We start from the raw sequence: 21,986 nt of genomic DNA, 5'->3' as shown, positions 1-21,986 counted from the left end.
GTGGCGGCCACGGTCGGGGTGGTTGGTCCCGGCCGTCGCCCTCGACGTCTGCTCCGATCCTGACGGACTATCCCTCAGGAATCAATGGCCGCGTCACCCCTTGACGGCGCCGGAGGTGAGCCCCGACACGATCGAGCGGCGGAACACCAGCACCAGGATCACGATCGGCACCGTGGCCGCGACGCTCGCCGCGAAGATCTGCGCGAAGGGCACCGTGAACTGCGTGCCGAACAACGCGATGCCGACCGGGATCGTCCGGAACGAGTTCTCGCTGTTGAACGTCAGCGCCATCAGGAACTCGCTCCACGACGCCGTGAACGTGAAGACACCGACCGTGAACAGGCCCGGCTTCGCCATCGGCAGGATCACGCTGAGCACGGTTCGCCAGGCTCCCGCTCCGTCGATCTCGGACGCCTCCTCGATCGTCGAGGGGATCCCGACCAGGTAGTTCCGCATGATCCAGATGGCGAACGGCAGGTTGAACGCGACGTACGGCACGATCAGCCCCGGGTACGAGTTGAGCAGTCCGAGGTTGCGCTCGAGCAGGTACAGCGGCGTCAGCACGGCGATCGCCGGGAACACCGAGAGCATGAGCAGCGACGTCATGATCGCCGTGCGCCCCCGGATGAACCGGCCGGCCAGCGCGTAGCCCGCCAGGAACGCCAGCGCGAGCACGATCACCGTGGTCGACACCGAGACGATGACGCTGTTGACCATGTACTGCCCGAGCGCGTTGTCGCGGAAGGCCACGACGAAGTTGTCGAACGTGATCGACCGCGGGAACGCGGTGGGCGGCGACTGCCCGATCTCCGACGCCGGCTTGAGCGACGTCGACACGAGCCAGTACAGCGGCAGCGCCGTGAGCACCGCGATGACGACACCGCTGACGTTGACGGTGTTGACCCACTTCCGCCAGCCCTTGCGCACACGTTGACGGGGCATCAGGCATCCCCTCCCTTCGCCTGGTTCCGGAACGCCCGGAGGAACAGCAGACACCCGGCCGCGACGATGATCGCGGTGGACGTCGCGATCGCCGCGCCCGGGCCGATGTTGATGTCCTGGAACAGGACCTTGTAGCCCATGATCGCGAGCGACTGGGTGGCGGTGCCCGGCCCGCCGTTCGTCAGCACGAACGGCAGGTCGAACACCCCGAAGGCCTGCAGGATGCGGAACAGCACCGCGATCGTCAGCGTCGGGGTGAGCTGCGGCAGCACCACCCGCCAGAACGTCTGCCAGGTGCTGGCGCCGTCGAGCTCGGCGGCCTCGTAGTGGTCCTCCGAGATCTGCACGAGCCCGGCGAGCAGGATGATCGCCACGAAGGGCGTCGTCTTCCAGATGTCCGCGACCATCAGGCCCGTGATCGCCGGGACGGGTTCGCCGAGGATCACCGGGGCGTCCCCGAACAAGCCGAAGAACCATGTCGCGACGCCGTAGGTGCTGTCGTAGACGTACTTCCACAGCTGCGCGTTCACGATGGTGACGAGCGACCACGGGATCAGCATCAGCGCGAGCATCCACCCGCGGGTGGCCCCGAGCCGCTCGAGCACCAGGGCGACGAGCATGCCGAGCACGAGCTCCACCGAGACGGTCACGACCGTGTAGAGCACCGTGAACCCGAGGGCCCGGTACCAGTCGGCGCTCTGCAGCAGGGCCGCGTAGTTGCCCAGTCCGAACGACTGGATCGTGAACCCCTCGTAGCCGACCTCCACGTCCGCGAAGCTCAGGACGATCGAGTAGACCACCGGGAAGATCGTCACCGCCGCGACGACCAGGAGCGCCGGGGCAGCGAATCCCCACGCACCGCGCGCGCGGATGCGGTCGAGCCGCGACCGTCCGCTCAGGCGGGGCGGCGGGTCGAGGCGAGCCGTGCCTCCCGGCCGCTCGTCCGACCGCGTGGCCGTGCCGGCGCTCACAGCGCCTCACCCTGCAGGGCGAGCGCGATGGCGGAGGCCATCGTGCTCGTACCGCCGTCGACGGACGCCTGGCCGCCGAGGATGCTGTTGCCGTTCTGGTACACGCCCTGCGAGACCTTCGGGTAGTACGCCGTCGACGTCGGACGGGGCACGAGCGTGATGCCGGCGGCGGTGTCGTAGGTGGGACGGTCCTGGCGCTTCGCGTCCTCGCTGACGAGCGATGCGCTGCGGGCCGGCAGGACGCCGCCCTCACGCGTCAGGAACTGCTGCGCCGTCTCGCTCGACATCCAGCGCGCGAAGGTCAGTGCCGCCGCGGGCTCCTGGGTGTGCGGGTTGATGTAGTTCCCCCACCCGCCGATCGTCGAGTGGTGCTCGTCCTGCCCGTCGAAGGTGGGACGGGCGGCGAGCCCGACCTTGCCCGCGACCTGGCTGTCCGGCCCGTTCGCGATCCCCCACGCGTACGACCAGTTGCGCAGGAACGCCGCGCGGCCGCCCGAGAAGGCGTCGTTCGTGTCCTGCTCCTGGTACGTCAGCGTGGCCCGGGGTGACGCACCCGACGTCACGAGGGAGCGCATGAACTCGAACGCGCGCTTGGTCTCGGAGCTCGTGGTCTCGGGTTTGGTCAGGTCGTCGTTGAGCAGCGAGCCCCCGGCGTCCGCGACGAACTCGGTGACGTTGCAGGTCAGCCCCTCGTAGACGTCGCCCTGGAACGCGAACCCGTAGCTGACGTCGCCGGTGTCGACGAGCTTCGCGGCGGTCTCGCGGACCTCCTCCCACGACCCCGGGACCTGCAGGGAGTGCTTGGCGAGCAGGTCCTTGCGGTACAGGAAGAACGACTCGTCGATGTAGAGCGGGAACATGTAGTACGTCCCGTCGACGCTCGCCGCCTGCCGCAGCCCCTCGGGGAACTGGTCGAAGAAGTCCGCCCCCACGAGCTCGTTCACCGGGGTGGCGAGCTTGTTCTTCGCGAACTGCCCGGGCCACGCGACGTCGCCGAGGTAGACGTCCGGCGTGCTGCTGCCCGCCGCGATCTGGGTCGTCAGGCTCGTCCGGTTGGTGTCGGTGTCGCTCGGGGCACTGACGATCCGGACGCGGATGTTCGGGTGCTCCTTCTGGAACTCGGCGATGAGCCGCCGGCGCAGGTCACCGCCGTCCTTCGAGGCGACCTGGCCGGCCCACCAGCTGATCGTCGCCGCACCCTCGGGCGGGTCGGTCGGCCAGTCCTGGACCAGCGTGCGCTCGGGGCGCGTGGAGCAACCCGCGAGGAGCAGCACCCCCGCTCCCCCGAGCAGGAACATCCTGCGGTCGATGGCCATCCGTCCTCCTCGACGTGTGGTGCTGCGAACCTGTGCAACCACACAACCAACGGACCCTGAGCGCCCGGTGGGTGGGGGCGCGCGGGGCGGGGCCGCTGCCGCTGCCGCTGTCGCTGTCGCTGACGCTGTCGCTGTCGCTGACGCTGCCGCTGCCGCGAAAGCGACACCCTGCCGCGGAACGTCCGCAGGGATCTGTCGCTTTCGCGGGTGGCGATGTGGGGCCGCGGGGCGGCGGCCTGGAGGCCCGTGGCGGGGTCGACCCGCGCCTCCAGTCCGGCAGGTGGTCGCGAAAGCGACAGAAAGCGCGCAGGTGCCCCATCGGTGCTGCGAGAGCGACAGTGTGCCGCGAACCGTTCGCGGAGATCTGTCGCTTTCGCGGATGGGGCCGGCGGGCGCCGGCGGGCGCCGGGAGGGGTCAGGCGGGGGCGGGAGCCGTGGACTCCGCGGACCGGAGCGTGCACGGCAGCAGGAAGTGCGGCAGGTCGTCGGACGTGCCGTCGAGCTGCTCGATCAGGGCGTCGGCGGCTCGGATCCCGAGCTCCTGACCGGGGGCGACCATCGTGGACAACCGCGGGTAGTGCTGGTCGGCGTTCGCCTCGGACGACGCGATGCTCAGGACGGAGACGTCCTCGGGGACCCGCCGTCCGGCGGTGTACAGCCCGACCAGCACACCGGCCGTGGAGTCGTCCTTCATCACGAGGACCGCGGTGACGTCGGGGTCGGCCGCGAGCAGGTCGCTCGTGGCCTGCCGCCCGCCGTCGCTGCCCGGCCCCGCGGTGACGACCGCTCCGGCCAGGCCGCGCTCGACGACGGCGCGCCGGAACGTCGACTCGACGCGCAGGTGCGGTGCGTAGCCGGCCATCGGGGTGCCGTCGAGGTCCTCGAGCACGAGTCCGAACCGCCGGTGTCCGAGTGCCTCGAGGTGGTCGAGGCTGTCCTCGATGGTCGTCTCGAAGTCGATGTCGACGAAGGGCAGCCCGCTGCTGTCGCGGGTCCGGCCGATCAGGGTGAACGGCACGCCGAGGTCGGTGAGGACCGCGACGCGGGGGTCGTCCATCCGCACCTCCATCAGGATGACGCCGTCCACGAGGCCGCCGGAGACGAGGTCGTCGAGGTCGTCGCCGGCGGGGTCCACCGGCCAGAGCACGAGGTGGTAGCCCCGCTCGGACGCACGCTCCGCCGCACTCATGAAGAACTGCGAGGTGGTCGGGCTGAAGCGGTTGCCGGTGGTCGGGAACAGCAGCGCGATGATCCGGGTCCGACGGCTCGCGAGCGCACGGGCGACGACGTTGCCGCGGAACTTCAGCTCGCGCATCGCGGTCTTCACCCGCGCGGTCGTGCCGGGGGTCACGTACTTCGTCCCGTTCACCACGAAGGACACGGTGGCGATCGAGACCCCCGCCCGATCGGCGACCTGCTGCATCGTGGCCATGCCGCCGATCCTAGCGCGCGGGAAGTCAGAAAAGCGCTTTACAGGTGAAGCGCTTATCTGTTAGCTTCTCGCCCCAGGAGCACAGCGACGATGACGTCAGCGGCCTCGTCGATGCGTGCCTGCCCCAGCATCCGTCAAGAGAAGAGCTCTGCAATGAAGCACAAGTTCACTTCCCCGTCGCGCCGGACGCGCGCCCTCGTCGGCGCGGTCGCCGTCGTCGCCACGATCCCCCTGGTCCTCACCGGCTGCTCCGGTTCCGGATCGGCCTCGTCGGGCGGCAGCAAGGCCCTGACGATCGAGGACTACTACGACGCGAACTACAACCCGGTCTACAAGCAGTGCGCGAAGGAGGTCGGCGCGACCGTCACGATCAACCACGTCGCCGGCGCCGGACTGATCTCGAAGGTGCTGCAGCAGGCATCCTCGAAGACGCTGCCCGACGTCCTCATGCTCGACAACCCCGACGTGCAGCAGATCGCGTCCTCGGGTGCCCTCTCCGACCTCAGCGACTACGGCCTGAGCGCCGAGGGCGACGTCCCCGGCGTCAAGGCGGCGAGCACCTACAAGGGCAAGCTCTACGGCCTGCAGTCGAACACGAACTCCATCGCGCTCTACTACAACAAGAAGCTGCTGGCGGACGCCGGCGTCGAGCCGCCCAAGACGTGGGACGAGCTCAAGGCCGCCGCGAAGAAGCTCACGAGCGGGTCCACCTACGGCTTCGCGATGAGCAACATCAACACGTACGAGGGCACCTGGCAGTTCCTGCCGTTCTTCTGGTCGAACGGCGGCGACGAGAAGGACATCGCCACACCGGAGGCCACCCAGGCCCTGCAGCTCGTCGAGGACCTGCAGGACGACGGCTCGATGTCCAAGAGCTCGATCAACTGGGCGCAGGCGGACGTCAACAACCAGTTCCTGGCCGGCAAGGCCGCGATGATGATCAACGGCCCCTGGCAGCTGCCGGCGCTCAACGAGAAGAAGGGCCTCGAGTTCGACAGCGTGCCGATCCCGACGCGCACGGGCGAGGCCACGGTCGCACCGCTCGGCGGCGAGGCGTTCACCGTCCCGCAGACCGGCGACAAGGACAAGATGCAGCTCGCCGGCAAGTTCGTCGGCTGCCTCCACACGCAGAAGATGCAGAAGACCCTGTCCGAGGTGAGCGGCAACGTGCCGACGAACCTCGAGGCCGGCGCCGCCTGGGCGAAGGACCACCCGCAGGTCGCGTCCTTCGTGACCACGGTGCAGACCGCCCGCGCCCGCACCGGTGAGCTCGGACCCGACTGGCCCAAGGCCGCCACGAAGATCTACACCGCCGTCCAGCTCGCCCTCACCGGCAAGGCCAGCCCCGAGGCAGCGCTCAAGCAGGCGCAGTCGCAGGAGCAGTAGTCAGTCGCACGAGCAGTGGGGAGCCGGCCGACCCGGTCGGCTCCCGCCGCGTGAGGAAAGGACCCCGGCGTGAGCGCCTCGACACAGACACGACCACGGACGATCCCGTCCGTGACGACACCCCGACCCGGGCAGCGACGAGCCCGGTTCCGATCCGGCGTGACCCGATGGCTCTTCGTGGTGCCAGCGGCGGTCTTCGTGGCCGTCTTCTTCGGCTACCCGGTGGTGAAGAACGTCGTCATGTCCTTCCAGGACTACACGACGGCGACCTTCTTCACCGGCGAGGCGCCGTGGGTGGGACTCGCCAACTACATCTCGGTGTTCCAGAGCTCGGTCTTCACGACGAGCCTCGTGAACACCGCCCTGTTCACGGCGGGCTCGATCGTCCTGCAGTTCGTCATCGGGCTGAGCCTCGCGCTGTTCTTCCGCCGGCACTTCCCGCTGTCCGGCTTCCTGCGGGGACTTCTGCTCCTGCCGTGGCTCCTGCCGCTCATCGCGTCGAGCGCGGTGTGGAAGTGGCTGCTCGACCAGGACAGCGGCGCGCTCAACCAGCTCCTCGGTGTGGTGGGCATCGCCCCGGTGCCGTGGCTGGTCAGCCCGAGCCTCGCGCTCATCGCCGTGATCGGCGTCAACGTCTGGCTCGGCATCCCGTTCAACACGACGATCCTGTACAGCGGTCTGCAGTCCGTGCCGCCGGAGCTGTACGAAGCCGGCTCGCTCGACGGTGCCACCGGGTTCAAGGCGTTCTGGTACATCACCTGGCCGAGCATCCGGTCGGTGGTCAGCGTCGTCGTCGTGCTCGGGGTCGTCTACACGTTGAAGGTCGTGGACATCATCCTCGGCCTGACCGGCGGCGGGCCGGCGAACTCGACCCAGACCCTCGCCACGAACGCGTACCACCAGTCGTTCATCAACTTCCAGTTCGGCATCGGAGCCGCGGTCAGCAACGTGCTCATCGTCGTCTCGTTCGTCTTCGCGATGGTCTACATCGCGATCTCCCGGAAGGCGGTCGACGAATGAGCGTCGGACTCGCGAACCAGACCGTCACCGCCACCCGCGCGATCACCACCAAGCGGAGCGCCCGGGCACCCCGGCCGCGCGGCTCGGTCAAGGGCCTCCCGTTCACGATCCTCGGCTGCGTGTTCCTGGCGATCATGGTGTTCCCCGTCTACTGGATGGTCAACACGAGCCTCCAAGCGACGTCCGGGGCCGCCACGGCGACGTGGTTCCCGTTCTCCCCGACCTTCGCCGGCTACGAGGCGGCGTTCGCCCAGCAGGGGCAGAACTTCCTGTCGAGCATGATCATCGGGCTCGGCACCGTCCTGCTGACGCTGGCCATCGCGACGCCCGCCGCCTACGGGCTCGCACGGTTCCGGATGCGCGGCGGCCGGGTGTTCCTGCTCGTGCTGCTCATCACCCAGATGATCCCGGCGATCGTCATCGCGAACGCGCTGTACACACTGTTCAACAACATCGGGCTGCTCAACAGCTACGTCGGGCTGATCCTGGCCGACAGTGCGGTCCAGGTGCCCTTCGCCATCCTGCTGATGCGGGCCTTCATGGAGTCGATCCCGCCGAGCCTGGTCGAGGCGGCCCTGGTCGACGGCGCCAGCGACTTCCGGGCGTTCGTCTCGATCGTGGTCCCGATCAGCCGGAACGCGATCGTCACCGCCGCGCTCTTCACGTTCCTCGGCGCGTGGGGCGACTTCCTCATCGCACTGACCCTGACGTCGACGACCTCGGTGCGACCGATCACGCTCGGCATCTACAACTACATCGGGTCGAACGTCACCGACTGGGGGCCCGTCATGGCCACCTCGGTGCTGGCGTCCCTGCCCGCTGCCGTCCTGCTGATCTTCGCGCAGAAGTACATCTCCGCTGGTGCCCTCGGCGGTGCCGTCAAGTGACGGCCCCGGACCGACGCCACCACGCATCCCAGCCAGAAAGGCACACCATGACCACCACCCCGCTGCGCATCACCGTCTGGGGCGAGAACGTCCACGAACAGGTCGAGCAGCACGTCGCCGAGCGCTACCCCGACGGCATGCACGGCGCGATCGCCGACGGCATCCGCGAGAACCTCCCCGGCGCCGTCGTCCGGACCGCCACCATGCAGGAGCCCGAGCACGGCCTGACCGACGAGGTCCTGGCCGCGACGGACGTCCTGACCTGGTGGGGGCACGCCGCGCACCAGGACGTCGACGACGCCGTGGTCGACCGGGTGCACAAGCACGTGCTGTCCGGCATGGGCCTGGTCGTCCTGCACTCCGGCCACTGGTCGAAGATCTTCGGCAAGCTGATGGGCACGACCTGCACCCTGCGGTGGCGGAGCGAGCACGACCAGGAACTCGTCTGGACCGTCAACCCGCAGCACCCGATCACCCGCGGCGTCCCGAACCCGATCGTCATCCCCGAGCAGGAGATGTACGGCGAGTACTTCGACGTGCCGACCCCCGACGAGCTCGTCTTCATCTCGGGCTTCACCGGCGGCGAGGTGTTCCGGAGCGGCATGACGTACCGCCGCGGCCTCGGGAAGATCTTCTACTTCTCCCCCGGCGACCAGGACTTCCCCGTGTACCACCACAAGGACGTCCGACGCGTGATCGCGAACGCCACCGAGTGGGCGCGGCCGGAGCGTGAGCGGGAGATCCCGACGCTGCGCCGTTACGACCTGGGCGAGTACTTCGACGGCCAGCACTACCGCGGCCCGTTCGACGACGCGCCCGTGGACGAGCACGCAGCCGACGCCGACGCGTCCGACCACGCCGGGGCGCAGGCGTGACCGCGCTGCGCGTCCTGCAGGTCGGGGCCGGGGGCATGGGCCGAGCCTGGCTCGGTACCGTCGCGGCCGACCCCGACGTCGAGCTGGTCGGCATCGTCGACCTCGACCTCGACGTCGCCCGGGCCGGGGCCGCGCACGCCGGCGACCCGTCGATCCCCGTCGGCACCGACCTGACCGTGCTCGCCGCGGAGACCGGCGCGCAGGCGGTGCTCGACATCACCGTCCCGGTCGCGCACCACCCCGTCACACTGCAGGCGCTGCACGCCGGACTCCCCGTGCTCGGCGAGAAGCCGGCAGCGCAGACCGTCGCCGAGGCACTCTCGCTCGCCGCGGCGGCCGAGGCCACCGGCAAGCTGTTCATGGTGTCGCAGTCACGCCGCTACAACGACCAGCTCGTCGCGTTCCGGCACCACGTGCGCGGCCTGGGTGGGATCGGCGGCCTGAGCACGCGGTTCGCCAAGGCTCCGCACTTCGGCGGCTTCCGCGAGCAGATGGACGACGTCCTGCTGCTCGACATGGCGATCCACGCGTTCGACTCCGCCCGCTACGTGCTCGAACGGGACCCGGTGTCGGTGTACTGCGAGTCCTGGAACCCGTCGTGGTCCTGGTACCGCGGCGACGCGGCCGCTGCGGCGGTCTTCGCCTTCGAGGACGACGTCCGCTACGTGTACGACGGCTCGTGGTGCGCGCCGGGTGCCGAGACCTCGTGGAACGGCGACTGGCGGGCCTCCGGCGCCACCGGCACCGCGCTGTGGGACGGCGACCACGACCCGTCCAGTGACCTCGACGGCACCGCTGGCGCACCGTCGCCCGCACCGAGCGTCGGGTACGAGATCGCCGGTGCGCTCACGTCGTTCGTGCACGCCGTGCGCTCCGGCGAGACCCCGGACGGCGAGGTGCACGGCAACGTCATGAGCCTCGCCATGGTCGAGGCGGCGATCGCCTCGACCCGGACCGGGCAGCGCATCGTCATCGACGAGGTGCTCGAGCGCGCGCACACCGAGGCACTCGCCGCCGAGCGGCACGACGCCGTCCGCGACCGCCTGGCGGCGTGGAGCTCGGTGCGCGAGGCCCTGCGCGCGTCCGTCCCCGCGTCGTAGGGCGCACGGCACACCCGCACGGCCCGCCCGCGCGGCTCGCCCGCGCGCGTTCCCCCGAGGTTCCGAAATCTCGGCATGTCGGCGTCCGTCAGACTCCCGATCGGAACCTCGGCGGACGTGAGCGGCGAGTCGCGGGACCGCGGCCGCTCGTGTCGAGCGCGGCGCGTGCGGTGGACGCGACCGAAGGACGGACGGGAGGCCCGTGGCGACGCCGCCACGGGCCTCCCGTCCGCCTTCCCCCACGACCAGGGCGCGGGCCCGGCGCGCGGTCACCCCGGCCAGGACTCCCACGACCACGACCCGCCTGCGCGCCGGTGGTAGGCGAGCCGGTTGCTCGCCGCGTCGGTCGCCCCGCGCCAGAACACCATCCGCACCGGTGTGAGTGCGAACCCCGCCCACGTGCTCGGCGGCCCGAGGTCCGTGCCCGCCCGTTCGCGGCCGAACGCCGACCAGGCCTCGCGGCGCCGAGCCGGTGTGTCCGCGGCGGACGCGTGGTCGTTGACCCACGCGAGGGCCTGCAGGTACGGCGTCCTGGCCGCGTAGGCCGAACGCGCCTCCTGGTCGGAGACGGGCGCCACGTCGCCGACCACGACGAGCTGGCGGGCGGCCTCCGGCCAGTGCAGGGTCACCGCGGCACGGGGCACCGCCGCGAGTTCGGCTGCCTTCCGGCTCCGCGAGTCGGTGTGGAAGTGCAGGCGTTCCCCGTCGAACAGGGAGAGCAGGACCGTCCGGGCGTCGGGGTAGCCGTCGAGCCCGACGGTCGAGAGGGTCATGGTCGGACCCGGAGCGTCGGCCGCGGCGGGGAGCCACGACGCCGCGAGGACCAACGGGTCCGTCGGCACGGGCGCATCGTCGACGCCGTCGGACGCCGGGGCGGGCGCGCCCGGGTCGGACACGCCCGCCCCGCGCGGCACGGTCACGAGACCGCAGCGTCGGCGGGGCGGGCCACCGCCGGACGGCTCACCGCCGGGTCGAACCGTGCGATCTCGTGCAGCGACGTCACGGCCTCGGCGACGGAGTGCTCCCACAGGACGGCACCGTACGACGCCGTCGCCCGGCTGGCATCGCCGACGACCCCGGGCGTCCCGAAGTCGTCGGACAACCACCCGAACGACACCGGGCCGCCGTTGAACGCGATCTTCTCGAAGCCGGCGATGTGCTCCGGCACCCAGCGTTCCGCGAGCGACATGTCGACCAGGTCGGGGCGCAGGTGCAGGATCATCGACGTCTCCGCCGCGCCGCCGTGGATCCCCAGCCCGAGCTCGTCCGCGTCCTCGCCGTCCGGTCCGGGGACACGGGCGAGGGTCGGCATGAGGAAGGTCTTCAACCCGTAGCGCTTCCGGATCTCACGCAGGGCAACCTGCAGCAGGGCGACGTTGCCGCCGTGCCCGTTGGCGAACACCAGGGTGCCGGCGCCGGTGAGGGCGACCGCGCGACCGATCTGCACGGCGGTGTCGAACATCGTGTCGCTGTCGAGCCACACCGTGCCGGGCGCCCAGCTGTGCTCGTCGGACTTCGTGAACGACAGTGTCGGGAGCTGCCAGACGTCCAGCCCCTCGGCGGCGGCCTGCTCGACCGCCGCCCCGCCGATGTGCTCGGCGAGCAGGTGGTCGGTCAGGAGCGGCAGGTGCGGGCCGTGGTGCTCGACGGCTCCGGTGGGCTGCACGACGATCGTGTCCGGCCCGAAGCCCGCAGCGACGGCCGGACCGGACAGTTCCGCGAGCCGACGCGAGCGGACCGTGCCGACCCCGGCGCTCACTTGCCGAACCCCGGGACGACGGGCTGCGCGGACGCGGTGGAGCCACCGCTGACCACGAGCGACGGGTCGATGACGTGCCCGGGGTTGAGCAGGCCCGCGGGATCGGTGCGCTGCTTCAGCGCCACGAGCTCCTCGACGCCGTGGTCGACGTAGTACTGGTGCGGGCTGTGCACCCGGACGCCGAGTTCGCGGAGCACCGGGTAGCCGGCGTAGACGTCCTCGGCACCGGTGTACGGCGCGGTGAGCATCCCGATCGGTCCGACGTGCGCGGCCTCGATGTGGAGCATGCCGCCGGGGTAGACGGCCTCGACCTCGGCGATCCGGTCGATGAGCGCCTCACCGCCGACCTCGACGTGGAAGTACTCGGTGTCGCTCGTGTTCCGCTTCAGCCACCAGATCGGGTGGTTGTACGACAGCATCGACACCTTCGTGGTCTGCTGCAGCCCCTCGCGGACGTCCAGCACCGCACCGCCGGCGGCTTCGATACGTGCCCGGGCCTCGTCGAGCACGACGTCGTCGATGATCGCTCGCAGGCTCGCACGGTCGTCGGGGACGGCCAGGTCGGACGGCAGCGTCGCGGCGATCTCGGCGCGGTCGGCGCTCACGAGCCGCGGCACCGGGTCGAGTCCGCGCAGCGTGCGGACGGCGACGAGCGCGTCCTCGAAGGTTGGGAACGCCGCGTAGACGGCACGCCACTCCTGCAGCGGCTCGAGCCGGACGGTGGCGCGGGCGATGACGCCCGCGGTGCCGTAGGTGTGCACGAACGGCTGCGCCTCGTCGCCCTCGACGTGCAGCAGTTCGTCGGCGCCGGGGAGCGCGACGTCGAGCGCCGTGACGAAGCCCTGCCAGTTCGACCCGTGCGCGATCGACCCGGTGCCGCCGGAACCGCCGGACAGGAAGCCGCCGATGGTCGACTGCGCGGTGGACGGGTACATCCAGAGCTGCTGGCCCGTGGCTGCGGCCGCCTGCTCCAGGGCGACCATGGACGCGCCGGCCTCGGCGGTGATCCAGCCGTCGCCGACCTCGACGACGGCGCGTGCCCGCGACGTGTCGAGGACCAGGCCGCCGTGCAGTGGGATGCCCTGGCCGTAGTTGCCGGTGCCCTTCCCGCGGGTGGTGACGGGGACGCCGTGCCGGACCGCGGCCTGCAGGGTGGCGGCGATGTCGTCGGCGCTGGCCGGCGACGCGACGAGGTCGGCGAGGCCGAGGGGCAGCTGCTCGCTGAGGATGGGACTCATGGTGGCCTCGTCGACGGAGGCGCGGGCCCGCGTGCGCTCGTCGGCGCTCACGCCGCGCTCGCCGAGCAGTGCGACGAGCTCGGCGCGCAGCGCCTCGACGGAGGTGGGGGTGACGGTGGTCATGCTCACTCCTGGTGGGTGGGTGGTGCGGGGACGACGGACTGGGCCCACGTCGCCGGTTCCGGTGCGACGCGCCAGCGGCGGACCGGCCGTGCCGGTGGGGAGAGGCGCGGGGCGGCGTGGCACCGCGCCTCCCGTCCGCTTGTTGGCCGGCTCCCGTTCGACGGGAGCCGACCGGTGTCAGGAACCCAGACCGATGGACTTGTCGAGGAACTCGTTCGTGTACAGGTCGGAGGGCTTCAGGCCGCTCTTGACGTCACCGGTGTCGGCGAAGACGGGCGTCGCCTTCGCGATGAAGTCCTCCATGCGCTGCTCGTCCATCGACCCGATGTAGCCGTCGGTGTCCTTCGCGAGGCCGAGCTCCACCATCTGCGCCGCGGCGAACGCGCCGACCTTCGAGTCGTACGTCCAGCCGTTGTTGTACTGCTGCACGAGCTTCGTGATGAGGTCGTTCGTGGCCCCCGGGGACTTCAGGTAGTCCACGTCGGCCTGCTGCATGACCGGCACGAGCTTCTGCAGGCACGGCTCGAGCTGCTCCAGGTCACCGGTGCGGACCGACATCGCCTCGGGGTAGGGGTTCCATCCCGTGCTCGAGACGAGCGCGTAGTCGACCTTCTTGCCCCAGGCCGCGACCTGGTTCTGGTAGATGTACGGCTCGGCGGTCGCGAAGCCCTGCTGCGCGTCCTTGCCGCCCGCGGACACGAACTTCGACGGGGTGCCGTCGTAGCTGCCGTCGAGGACCTTCTTCGGCAGGATGCCGGACTGCTCGAGGTAGGTCATGTACGCGGCACCGCTGAAGTAGCGGACGACGCCGCCGTCCTTCTCGAGGGCCGTGCCGAGGCTCTTGATGCTGTCGACCTTGGGGTACGTCTTCGGGTCCCACATGATCGACATCGGGGACTGGTCGTTCTCGGCGAACACCGCCGTGGTGGGCAGCTTGCCGGAGAACTGCACCTGCTCGTCCGTGGACATGTACCCGAGGGTGATGTCCTTGTCCTGGTACATCTGCGACGCGACCTTGGTGTACCCGATCGCCGGGCCGCCGGCACGGATCTCGAGCTTGACGCCGGTGCTCTTGCCGTTGGCGTAGAGGTCGCCGGTGACGGTCTTGCCGGAGGAGTCGATCACCGGGTCCGGGCCGAGCATCTGGTAGAGGTGGCCGTGCTCGCCCTCGGGGTTCCAGTCGGTCTGGACGACGACGGTCGCGGGGCACGTGCCGGAGAGGTCGACCTTCGGCCCGGAGGCGGTCGACGAGGTCGCGGCGGTCGTCCCGGTGCTGCCGGACGACCCCGCCGCACAGCCGGTGAGGGCGATGGCGGTGGCGGCGAGGGCGGCGGTGGCGACGCCGAGGCGGGAGGTGGTGCGCATGGAGGCTCCGTTCGTGGTGCGGGTCTCGTGGTGCTGTGGTGGGAAGGGGTGGTGTGGTTCGTCGGGGCGTGTCAGCTGAAGTCGTGCCAGCGGCCGACGGCCAGCCGGCCGATCAGGCCGAACACGAGGAAGACGGCGACGCCGTAGAGCGAGGCGATCAGGATGGTCGCGTACAGCTCGGGGCCCATCAGGCGCGATGCTGTCACCTGGATGAGGACGCCGAGACCGGGGTTGCCGCGCTGGAAGAACTGGTCGCCGACGATCGCCCCGATGACGCTCAGCCCGGCGGAGGTGCGCAGGCCGACGAAGATCGACGGCAGCGCGGCGGGGAACTGCAGCTTGACGAGCTGGGCGAACCGGCCGGCGCGCTGCAGCTGGAACAGCTCACGCTGCGCGCGGTCGGCGGACTGCAGCCCGAACAGCGTGTTCGACACCATCGGGAACAGCGCGATCATCACGGTGACGATCACGCGGCTGACGAACTCGTAGCCGAACAGGGCGCCGATGAGCGGCACGAGGGCGAGGATCGGCACGCACTGCAGCACCACGGCGTACGGGTAGAGCGAGTTCTCGAGCCACTTCGCCTGCGCCATCGCCATCGCCCAGACGACGCCGATCACGATCGCGAAGCCGAGGCCGGTGAGCGAGACGACGGTGGTGCGTCCGAGGGCGGACCAGAGGTCGGAGCCGAACGTGGACGGCGACCCGTCCGGCAGGGTCGGCGCGACGATCGCCTTCGCCACGAGGTGCGGGTACGGCACGAGGAAGGCCAGGCCGCGGACGTGGTCGTAGTACGCGGCTGCCGCGTACCAGATGCCGACGAGCACGGCGAGGACGACGACGGGCTGCCACCAGGCGATGCCGCGGCGAGCCCGAGGAGCGGCACGACGGGCGGCGGCCCGGACCGCGCGGGTCTCGGCGGCCTCCTGCAGGGTGACCATCAGCGGTGTCCTTCCCGGAGCGCGTGCGAGACCTCGCCGACCAGTTCGGCGAACTCGGGTGTGAATCGGATGTCGGGGTCGCGGGGCATCGGGAACGGCACGTCGAACCGGCCGACGATGCTGCCGGGGCGTCCGGACATCACGATCACCTCGGTGGAGAGGTACACGGCCTCGGACACGGAGTGCGTGATGAAGAGTCCGGCGAACTGCTGTTCGACGAACAGCCGGAGGAGCTCGTCGTTGAGGCGTTCGCGGGTGATCTCGTCGAGGGCGCCGAACGGCTCGTCGAACAGGAAGAGCTCCGGGTCGAGGGTGAGCGACCGGGCGAGCGAGACCCGCATCCGCATGCCGCCGGACAGCTGCTTCGGCAGGTTCGTCTCGAAGCCGTTCAGGCCGACGAGGTCGATGGCGTGAGCGGCCTTGGCGGCCCGCTCGACCTTCGACACGTGTCCGAGCTCGGCGAGCAGTTCGACGTTGCCCTGCACGGTGCGCCAGGGCAGGAGCGTGGCGTCCTGGAAGACGTAGCCGATGCGGTCGGCCGCGACACCGGCCGACCCGTCCGACGCGGTCTCGAGGCCGGAGGCGATGCGGAGCAGCGTGGACTTGCCGCAGCCGGACGGGCCGACGACCGAGACGAACTGGCCGCGGTCCACGGTGAGGTCGACGCCCTGCAGGGCGATGGTGCCGTTCGGGAAGGTCATCTCGACGTTGCGGAAGTCGAGCAGCGTGTCCGTCGTGGCGACGGGTGGCGGGGCGGTGGTGGTCACGATCACCTCGGGTTCTCGGTGCGGGCGGGCGGTGGGGTCAGGCGGGGACGGCGGCCGCGGCCGGTGCGGCGACGATCCGTCGCACCTCGGTGCGGGCGACGAGTCGCCCGCGGGACAGGACGATGCGGTCGGCGGGGGCGTTCGCGACGGCGTCGGTGACGCTCGTCGCGGCCACGGCGAGCAGGTCGGCGCGCCGCCCGGGGACGGGACCGGCGGCCGGGAGGCCCATCACGCTCCGGGCGGTGTCGCTCACCATCGCGTACGCCTGGTCCGGCGTGACGTGGCCGGCGGAGACGAGCAGCGATGCGGTCTCGAAGGCATCGCTCCGGCCGACCGGGTTGAAGGGGTCGCGGACGTTGTCCGCGCCGGCGGCGACGCGGACGCCGGCGTCGAGGAGCGCGTGGATGGCGGTCAGTCCCCGCGGCGTGGCGACCGGGTGCTGCCAGCCCTGCAGGTACAGGTTCGTGATCGGGAGCGTGATCACCCCGAGGTCGGCTGCGGCCACGTCGGCGACGACCTCGGCGAGTCGCTCCGGCCCCAGGGTGCCGAGCCGGACGCAGTGCCCGGCGGAGTACTGCCGGTCCCGCCGCAGCGAGCGGGACGCCCGGGCGTAGTGGTCGAGGGTCACCGGACCGTCGAGGCTCTCGTCGGCGTGCAGGTCGACCCCGATGCCCCGTCGGCGGGCGATGGCGAGGAGTCGGTCGACGTCGGCGAGGGGGTCCTCGGCGAGGTGCGGTGCGCCGCCGACCAGGTCCACGCCGAGGTCGAGCACCGCCTCGACGTGCTCGTCGGGGGCGAGCGGGCCGGCGAGGGCGACGAGCTCGATGTCCATCAGGCCGGCGAGTTCGTCGCGGACCTGCACGAGGGCACGGGCGCCGCGCAGGGCCTGCCCCGTGGTGGCGGGCCGGTCGGCCGCGCTGTGCCGGCCGCTGAGCACGTCGACGTGGCTCCGGACGGCCGTGGTGCCGGCGGCGAGCAGCGTGAGGGCGGCGGTCCGGGCACGGTCGGCGATGTCCTCGACGGTCATGGTCGTCGCGTGCGCGGTCCACGAGGCGATCGCGGCGCCGAGGTCCCCGAGCGGCGGCCGGATGGCGTCGGCGCTGAGGGCCTTGTCGAGGTGGGCGTGCGGTTCTGCCGGTGCGGTCAGGAGCAGCCGGCCGCCGAGGTCGATCGTCTCCTCCGCCGGTGCCGCGAGGGTGCCGGCCGGTGCCACGGTCGAGACGGTCGCGCCGTCGATCGCGACGTCGACCGAGCGGCCGTCCGGCAGCAGCGCGGAGCGCAGGAGGGCGATCGGGCGGAGCACTGACGAGTCCATCCGGAGCCTCTCGATCATGTGTGAGAATGTTGATCGCATCAACATCTCCGATGCTAGGGCTGCGGTGTTTCCCTCTCGTTTCGAGGCGGTTGCCGTGTGTGACGCCCGACCCGACGTCACCGGGAGCGGGAACGAGCGTTCCGTCCGACCGGTCGGGATGGCTCAACCGAGGACGAGAGGATTCCGCGTGAGCACCGGCACCACCACCGAGACCGACCGCGTCGTCGACGATCAGACCCAGCGGATCGGTGAACACATCCGTGCCCGCCGACGCGCCGCCCGACTGACGCTCGTCCAGGTCGCCGAGCTGACCGGTCTGTCGCACCCGTTCCTCAGCCAGGTCGAGCGCGGGCACTCCCGCGCCAGCATGGTCTCCCTCGAGAAGATCGCCACGGCGCTCGGGACGACCCAGGTCGAACTGCTCGCCGCCGGTGCCCCCGAGCGACCGGGGCACGACGTCCGCCTGCCCGAGGTGATCCGTGCCGGCGAGGGCGCCCGCGGACCGTTCTCGAGCGGCGAGGCCCGGCTGCTCGTGCACGCGGGCCCGCACGCGTTCGAGCCGCTGGAGTGGGTCGGCGACAACACGGACCTCGGCGAGTACTTCGAGCACCACGAGGACGAGTTCCTCACCGTGCTCGCCGGCCGCGTGCACCTCGACCTGCGCGGGCAGGAGCCACTCGACCTCGGACCCGGCGACTCGGCGTACTACCGCGGCGGCACCGGCCACCGGTGGTGCAGCGCGGACGGCACCCGCTTCCACATGATCGTGGTCAAGGAGACCCCGCGCGCCGGAGCGATCGCGTGAGCGCCGTGCCGGAGCGTCGGCGGCTGCGCGTCGCCGCTCGCCACCGGGTCGCCACCGACGTCGTCGCCCTCGACCTGGCCCCGGTCGACGGTCCGGCGTTGCCGGACTGGGAACCCGGAGCGCACGTCGACCTCGAGGTCTCCCCCGGGACCGAGCGGCAGTACTCGCTCGTCACGACGACGGTCGACGGGCACTGGCGCATCGCCGTGCTCCGCGAGCCAGACGGCCGCGGCGGATCGGTCGCCGTGCACGAGGGCCTGGCGGTCGGCGACGAGGTCGCGGTGGCCGGACCGCGGAACCACTTCGGCCACGACCCGGCACGCCCCGCGGTCTTCGTCGCCGGGGGCATCGGGATCACGCCGATCCGGTCGATGATCGCCGCCGCCGAACGCGCCGGAACCCCGTGGGAGCTCCACTACGCGGGGCGGTCCCGCGACCGCATGGCGTTCGTGCACGAGCTCGTCGCCGCGCACCCCGACCGGGTCGTCGTGGCCGCGGCCGACGAGGGCGTCCGGCTCGACGTCGACGCGCTCCTCGCCGCACCGCGCGACGCGGTCGTGTACTGCTGCGGGCCGCGCGGGCTCATGGACGCGGTCGAGGCCGCTGCCGCGCACTGGCCGGCGGGCAGCGTCCGCGTCGAGCGCTTCGAGGCCGCCGCGGACGTCGACGCCCCCGGCGAGGCCTTCGAGGTCGAGCTCACGGTCACCGGCGTCACCGTGACGGTCCCCGCCGACCGGACCCTGCTCGAGGTCGCGGAGGACGCCGGCGCATTCGTGCTCTCGTCCTGCCGGGAGGGCACGTGCGGCACCTGCGAGACCCCCGTGCTCGAGGGCGCGGTCGAGCACCGGGACACCGTGCTCAGCCCGGAGGAGCAGGCCGACGACCGCACCATGATGGTCTGCGTGTCCCGCGCCCGGCGCGGCTGCCCGCGACTGGTGCTGGAACTCTGACCGGACGGACTACGGACGCTCCGTGCCGTCGAGTGTGCCGCCGGTGAGCGCGGACAGGCGCTCCAGCCCCGCTTCGGCCACGAGCTGCCGAGCGAGCGGACGCGCCCGTTCGACCGCCTCACGTACGTCCACCCGAGTGACGTCGCCGTCCGCGACGCTCAGCTCCCCGTCCACCCAGACGTCGCGGACCTCGCGACTGCCGGCGACGAAGACCACCGCCTGGTAGGGGTCGTGGACGTTGGCGAGGGTCGGGGAGTCGCCGTCGAGGACGACCAGGTCCGCGCGCTTGCCCGGCTCCAGCGAACCGATCTCGTCCTCCATGCGCAGGGCACGGGCACCGCCGATCGTGCCCATCTCGAAGGCCTCGCGGGCGCTCATCGCGGTGGCCTGCAGGTCCCGCACCCGGGCGAGCAGCGCGGCCGTCTTCATCGCCTGCAGGAAGTCCTGGGAGTCGTTCGACGCCGGGCCGTCGACCCCGATGCCCACCGGGACCCCCAGCGCACGGAGCTCCGCGATCGGGGCGATGCCGCTGGCGAGGATCCCGTTCGCGACCGGGTTGTGGGCCACGCCGACGCCGTTGGCCGCGTACCGTTCCCGGTCCTCGCGGTCCACCCAGACGCTGTGCGCGGCGATCACCGGGACCTGGAACATGCCCGTCGCCTCGGCGTGCCCGATGGCCGTCCGTCCGGTGCGCTGCCGGGCCGCGGTGACCTCCTCGCGCACCTCGTGGAAGTGCACGTGCACGCCGTGGCCGCCGGCGACCGCGTAGTCGACGTGCTCCTGCCAGGTGTCGTCCGTGTACCGCCCGATCGACGAGACGCCGACCCGGAACGTGCTGTACCGGCTGGCGGCCGCGGCCTCGCGCAGGGCCTCGAACTCCTCCAGGATGGGCGTCGCGCCGAAGTCGCGGTCGACGTCGCCGGAACCGAACGACACGACCCCGCGCAGCCCGAGTTCCTCGAGCGCCTGCACCACACCGGGCGTCGCCGGTTCGTCCGGCACCGGGTCGGCGCAGAACATGTCGTTCGCCGTCGTCACCCCGCTCCGGAGCAGCTGGATGCCCTGCAGCACCGTGCCCGCGTGGGCCTTGTCCCGGGTCATCACCGGGTTGACGCGCCCGATCAACGCCGTGAGCCACTCCCACAGCGTGTACTGCGAACCGATCCCGGTGATGAGCCCCTCGCTGAAGTGGCCGTGGGTGTTCACGAAGCCGGGCGTGACGACGTCGTACGCACCGCCGCGGACCGGTGCGTCCGGGTGGGCCGCCGCGAGGTCGGCGTACGTGCCGACCGCGGCGATCCGGTCGCCGTCGAGGAGGACGGCTCCGTCGCGGATCGCGGCGGGCGTGGCGGCACCGTCGGGTGCTGCGGTGAGCACCCAGCCGGCGCGGATCAGGGTCTGCGTCATGGGGCGAACCTACGGTCCGCGTGTTCCCCGGGTGTTTCCGCCCGGTCACGGGCCGGAAACAGGGGACTGCTAGAAACACCACCATGCTGACCGTCACCGGTGCCCTCCGCGTCCTCGTCGACCCCCGGACCGAACGGGAGGGCGACGTCGTCGTCGACGACGGCAGCCGCCGCGCCACCACCCTCGACGCATCCGGGTGCGTCGTCACGGCCGGCCTCGTCAACGCGCACCACCACCTCCTCCAGACCGCGTTCCGCACCCTGCCCGGGACCCGCGGCGTGCCGATGGCGGCCTGGCTCCCGACCATGGCCGCGGCGTACGGACGGGTGGGGCACGACCCCGAGCTGTACGCACTGGCGGCGTCCGCCGGAGCCGCGGAGGGCCTCCTGTCCGGCGTCACGACGATCGCCGACCACCACCTGAACTGGCCCGCCGAGGCGACCACGGACGACACCGTCGCGCTCGCCGCGGCCACCGTGGACGCGGTCCGCGGGCTCGGCGGGCGACTCGTCTTCGTCCGCGGCTCGGCGCGGGACGACCCGGACCGCGCGGCGGCATCGGCGGACGCGATCGCGTCGCGGCTGCTGCACGACGACGCCGTCGGCGGCGTGGACCCGGACGGTGGGTTCCAGGTCGCCGTCGGCCCGGCGGGCGTGCACTCCGACGGCGAGGCGACCTTCCGGGCGCTCGGCGAGGTGGCGGCGCGGCGCGGACTCCGCCGGCGGACCCAGGCCAACGAACAGGTCGACACCGCGATCGCGCTCGATCGCTACGGCCGTCGTCCGCTCGACCTGCTCGAGGAGTGGGGGTGGCTCGCACCGGACGTCACGATCGCGCACCTCTGCGACGTCACCGACGACGAGATCGCCCGGCTCGCGGCAGCAGGCGTGACCGCCACGCACGCCCCCGGGTGCGACGTGCCGATGGGGTGGGGCATCGCTCCCGTCGCACGGCTCGCCGCGGCGGGGGTCCCGGTCGGCCTCGGCACGAGCGGCGGGGGCAGCAACGACGCCGGACACCTGCTCGCGGACGCCCGGCTGGCCATGCAGGTGTCGGCACTCGTCGGGCCGCAGCTGCCGGCGCGGCAGGTGCTCGGCGCGGCGACGGAGGGTTCCGCGGCGGGGCTCGGACGCCCGGAGCTCGGGCACCTCGGCGACGGGAGCGCGGGCGACCTGTGCGTGTGGGACGTCTCCGGGGTGGCGGACGCGGGCGTCGCCGACCCCGTCGCGGGACTGCTCTGGGCCGCTCCCGGGCGGCGGCCCCGACACGTCGTCGTGGGGGGACGCGTGGTGGTCCGCGACGGGGAGCTCGTCGCGGCGGACGAGCGGGAGATCGCGGCGCGACTGGCCGAGCGGTTGGCCCGGACACCCGCCGTCGTCTGACCGGA

20 protein-coding genes are annotated in these 21,986 nt (G+C 71.6%); 8 read left to right on the top strand and 12 right to left on the bottom strand.

Annotated features, from left to right (window positions below; translation table 11 throughout):
• Positions 1-93: 93 nt before the first annotated feature.
• From EDF63_RS11505 to EDF63_RS11490, 4 genes are all read right to left on the bottom strand, one after another.
• Entirely contained in the window at positions 94-942 is an 849-nt protein-coding gene (locus tag EDF63_RS11505; RefSeq protein WP_260233080.1) for a carbohydrate ABC transporter permease, read from the bottom strand.
• A complete protein-coding gene (locus EDF63_RS11500; RefSeq protein WP_185021404.1) occupies positions 942-1,913 on the bottom strand; it encodes a carbohydrate ABC transporter permease in 972 nt (323 codons plus the stop codon). Before EDF63_RS11500 ends, EDF63_RS11505 begins: the two co-directional genes overlap by 1 nt.
• Entirely contained in the window at positions 1,910-3,229 is a 1,320-nt protein-coding gene (locus EDF63_RS11495) for an ABC transporter substrate-binding protein (protein WP_123313207.1), read from the bottom strand. The genes EDF63_RS11500 and EDF63_RS11495 overlap by 4 nt, the downstream gene beginning before the upstream one ends.
• Positions 3,230-3,644: 415 nt before the next feature.
• Positions 3,645-4,661 carry a LacI family DNA-binding transcriptional regulator gene (locus EDF63_RS11490; protein WP_185021403.1) on the bottom strand — a complete coding sequence of 339 codons (1,017 nt, stop codon included), beginning with the start codon at positions 4,659-4,661 and terminating at the stop codon, positions 3,645-3,647.
• Positions 4,662-4,814: 153 nt separating this feature from the next.
• Between EDF63_RS11490 and EDF63_RS11485 the strand changes: the two genes are divergently transcribed.
• From EDF63_RS11485 to EDF63_RS11465, 5 genes are all read left to right on the top strand, one after another.
• Positions 4,815-6,047, top strand: coding sequence for a sugar ABC transporter substrate-binding protein (locus tag EDF63_RS11485; RefSeq protein ID WP_123313206.1), 1,233 nt, complete (start codon positions 4,815-4,817; stop codon positions 6,045-6,047).
• Between the two features lie 159 nt (positions 6,048-6,206).
• A complete protein-coding gene (locus EDF63_RS11480) occupies positions 6,207-7,067 on the top strand; it encodes a carbohydrate ABC transporter permease (RefSeq protein ID WP_185021402.1) in 861 nt (286 codons plus the stop codon).
• Positions 7,064-7,954: a carbohydrate ABC transporter permease gene (locus EDF63_RS11475; RefSeq protein WP_123313204.1), complete on the top strand. Its 891-nt coding sequence runs from the start codon at positions 7,064-7,066 to the stop codon at positions 7,952-7,954. Before EDF63_RS11480 ends, EDF63_RS11475 begins: the two co-directional genes overlap by 4 nt.
• A 47-nt stretch (positions 7,955-8,001) precedes the next feature.
• The gene (locus tag EDF63_RS11470) at positions 8,002-8,829 is read left to right on the top strand and encodes a ThuA domain-containing protein (RefSeq protein ID WP_123313203.1); all 828 of its coding nucleotides are present in this window, start codon (positions 8,002-8,004) and stop codon (positions 8,827-8,829) included.
• A 5-nt stretch (positions 8,830-8,834) separates the two neighbouring features.
• Positions 8,835-9,929: a Gfo/Idh/MocA family protein gene (locus tag EDF63_RS11465; protein WP_123313603.1), complete on the top strand. Its 1,095-nt coding sequence runs from the start codon at positions 8,835-8,837 to the stop codon at positions 9,927-9,929.
• Positions 9,930-10,198: 269 nt separating this feature from the next.
• Here the strand turns inward: EDF63_RS11465 and EDF63_RS11460 are convergent, their stop codons facing one another.
• The 7 genes from EDF63_RS11460 to EDF63_RS11430 form a co-directional block, all read right to left on the bottom strand.
• The gene (locus tag EDF63_RS11460) at positions 10,199-10,849 is read right to left on the bottom strand and encodes a pyridoxal 5'-phosphate synthase (RefSeq protein WP_123313202.1); all 651 of its coding nucleotides are present in this window, start codon (positions 10,847-10,849) and stop codon (positions 10,199-10,201) included.
• Complete coding sequence (locus EDF63_RS11455; protein ID WP_123313201.1) at positions 10,846-11,688, bottom strand: creatininase family protein; 843 nt, start codon at positions 11,686-11,688, stop codon at positions 10,846-10,848. The genes EDF63_RS11460 and EDF63_RS11455 overlap by 4 nt, the downstream gene beginning before the upstream one ends.
• Positions 11,685-13,049, bottom strand: a complete 1,365-nt coding sequence (locus EDF63_RS11450; protein WP_123313200.1) for an FAD-binding oxidoreductase — start codon at positions 13,047-13,049, stop codon at positions 11,685-11,687. Before EDF63_RS11450 ends, EDF63_RS11455 begins: the two co-directional genes overlap by 4 nt.
• A 177-nt stretch (positions 13,050-13,226) precedes the next feature.
• Positions 13,227-14,414, bottom strand: a complete 1,188-nt coding sequence (locus EDF63_RS11445) for an ABC transporter substrate-binding protein (protein WP_123313199.1) — start codon at positions 14,412-14,414, stop codon at positions 13,227-13,229.
• Between the two features lie 71 nt (positions 14,415-14,485).
• The gene (locus EDF63_RS11440) at positions 14,486-15,355 is read right to left on the bottom strand and encodes an ABC transporter permease (RefSeq protein WP_111084891.1); all 870 of its coding nucleotides are present in this window, start codon (positions 15,353-15,355) and stop codon (positions 14,486-14,488) included.
• Positions 15,355-16,122, bottom strand: coding sequence for an ABC transporter ATP-binding protein (locus EDF63_RS11435; protein ID WP_260233079.1), 768 nt, complete (start codon positions 16,120-16,122; stop codon positions 15,355-15,357). Before EDF63_RS11435 ends, EDF63_RS11440 begins: the two co-directional genes overlap by 1 nt.
• Before the next feature lie 37 nt (positions 16,123-16,159).
• The gene (locus tag EDF63_RS11430) at positions 16,160-17,455 is read right to left on the bottom strand and encodes an amidohydrolase family protein (protein WP_260233078.1); all 1,296 of its coding nucleotides are present in this window, start codon (positions 17,453-17,455) and stop codon (positions 16,160-16,162) included.
• Between the two features lie 169 nt (positions 17,456-17,624).
• Between EDF63_RS11430 and EDF63_RS11425 the strand changes: the two genes are divergently transcribed.
• Both EDF63_RS11425 and EDF63_RS11420 read left to right on the top strand, forming a co-directional pair.
• Entirely contained in the window at positions 17,625-18,242 is a 618-nt protein-coding gene (locus EDF63_RS11425; RefSeq protein WP_260233077.1) for a helix-turn-helix domain-containing protein, read from the top strand.
• Complete coding sequence (locus tag EDF63_RS11420) at positions 18,239-19,192, top strand: PDR/VanB family oxidoreductase (RefSeq protein WP_123313196.1); 954 nt, start codon at positions 18,239-18,241, stop codon at positions 19,190-19,192. Before EDF63_RS11425 ends, EDF63_RS11420 begins: the two co-directional genes overlap by 4 nt.
• A gap of 9 nt (positions 19,193-19,201) precedes the next feature.
• Here EDF63_RS11420 and EDF63_RS11415 read toward each other — a convergent pair whose 3' ends face one another.
• Positions 19,202-20,599: an amidohydrolase family protein gene (locus EDF63_RS11415; protein WP_123313195.1), complete on the bottom strand. Its 1,398-nt coding sequence runs from the start codon at positions 20,597-20,599 to the stop codon at positions 19,202-19,204.
• 83 nt (positions 20,600-20,682) lie between these two features.
• On the opposite strand from EDF63_RS11415, the gene EDF63_RS11410 reads away from it, so the two are divergent.
• Positions 20,683-21,981, top strand: a complete 1,299-nt coding sequence (locus EDF63_RS11410) for an amidohydrolase family protein (protein ID WP_123313194.1) — start codon at positions 20,683-20,685, stop codon at positions 21,979-21,981.
• The last annotated feature ends 5 nt before the right edge of the window (positions 21,982-21,986 follow it).

Source organism: Curtobacterium sp. JUb34, assembly GCF_003755065.1.
Classification (GTDB): domain Bacteria; phylum Actinomycetota; class Actinomycetes; order Actinomycetales; family Microbacteriaceae; genus Curtobacterium.
This window is presented reverse-complemented; position numbering and strand designations above follow the sequence as displayed.

Excerpts from the sequence above, each read along its gene's own strand:
- EDF63_RS11505 (WP_260233080.1), bottom strand. The coding sequence starts at position 942 with ATGCCCCGTCAACGTGTGCGCAAGGGCTGGCGGAAGTGGGTCAACACC.
- EDF63_RS11495 (WP_123313207.1), bottom strand. The coding sequence starts at position 3,229 with ATGGCCATCGACCGCAGGATGTTCCTGCTCGGGGGAGCGGGGGTGCTG.
- EDF63_RS11490 (WP_185021403.1), bottom strand. The coding sequence starts at position 4,661 with ATGGCCACGATGCAGCAGGTCGCCGATCGGGCGGGGGTCTCGATCGCC.
- EDF63_RS11485 (WP_123313206.1), top strand. The coding sequence starts at position 4,815 with ATGAAGCACAAGTTCACTTCCCCGTCGCGCCGGACGCGCGCCCTCGTC.
- EDF63_RS11475 (WP_123313204.1), top strand. The coding sequence starts at position 7,064 with ATGAGCGTCGGACTCGCGAACCAGACCGTCACCGCCACCCGCGCGATC.
- EDF63_RS11470 (WP_123313203.1), top strand. The coding sequence starts at position 8,002 with ATGACCACCACCCCGCTGCGCATCACCGTCTGGGGCGAGAACGTCCAC.
- EDF63_RS11450 (WP_123313200.1), bottom strand. The coding sequence starts at position 13,049 with ATGACCACCGTCACCCCCACCTCCGTCGAGGCGCTGCGCGCCGAGCTC.
- EDF63_RS11445 (WP_123313199.1), bottom strand. The coding sequence starts at position 14,414 with ATGCGCACCACCTCCCGCCTCGGCGTCGCCACCGCCGCCCTCGCCGCC.
- EDF63_RS11440 (WP_111084891.1), bottom strand. The coding sequence starts at position 15,355 with ATGGTCACCCTGCAGGAGGCCGCCGAGACCCGCGCGGTCCGGGCCGCC.
- EDF63_RS11430 (WP_260233078.1), bottom strand. The coding sequence starts at position 17,455 with ATGATCGAGAGGCTCCGGATGGACTCGTCAGTGCTCCGCCCGATCGCC.
- EDF63_RS11415 (WP_123313195.1), bottom strand. The coding sequence starts at position 20,599 with ATGACGCAGACCCTGATCCGCGCCGGCTGGGTGCTCACCGCAGCACCC.
- EDF63_RS11410 (WP_123313194.1), top strand. The coding sequence starts at position 20,683 with ATGCTGACCGTCACCGGTGCCCTCCGCGTCCTCGTCGACCCCCGGACC.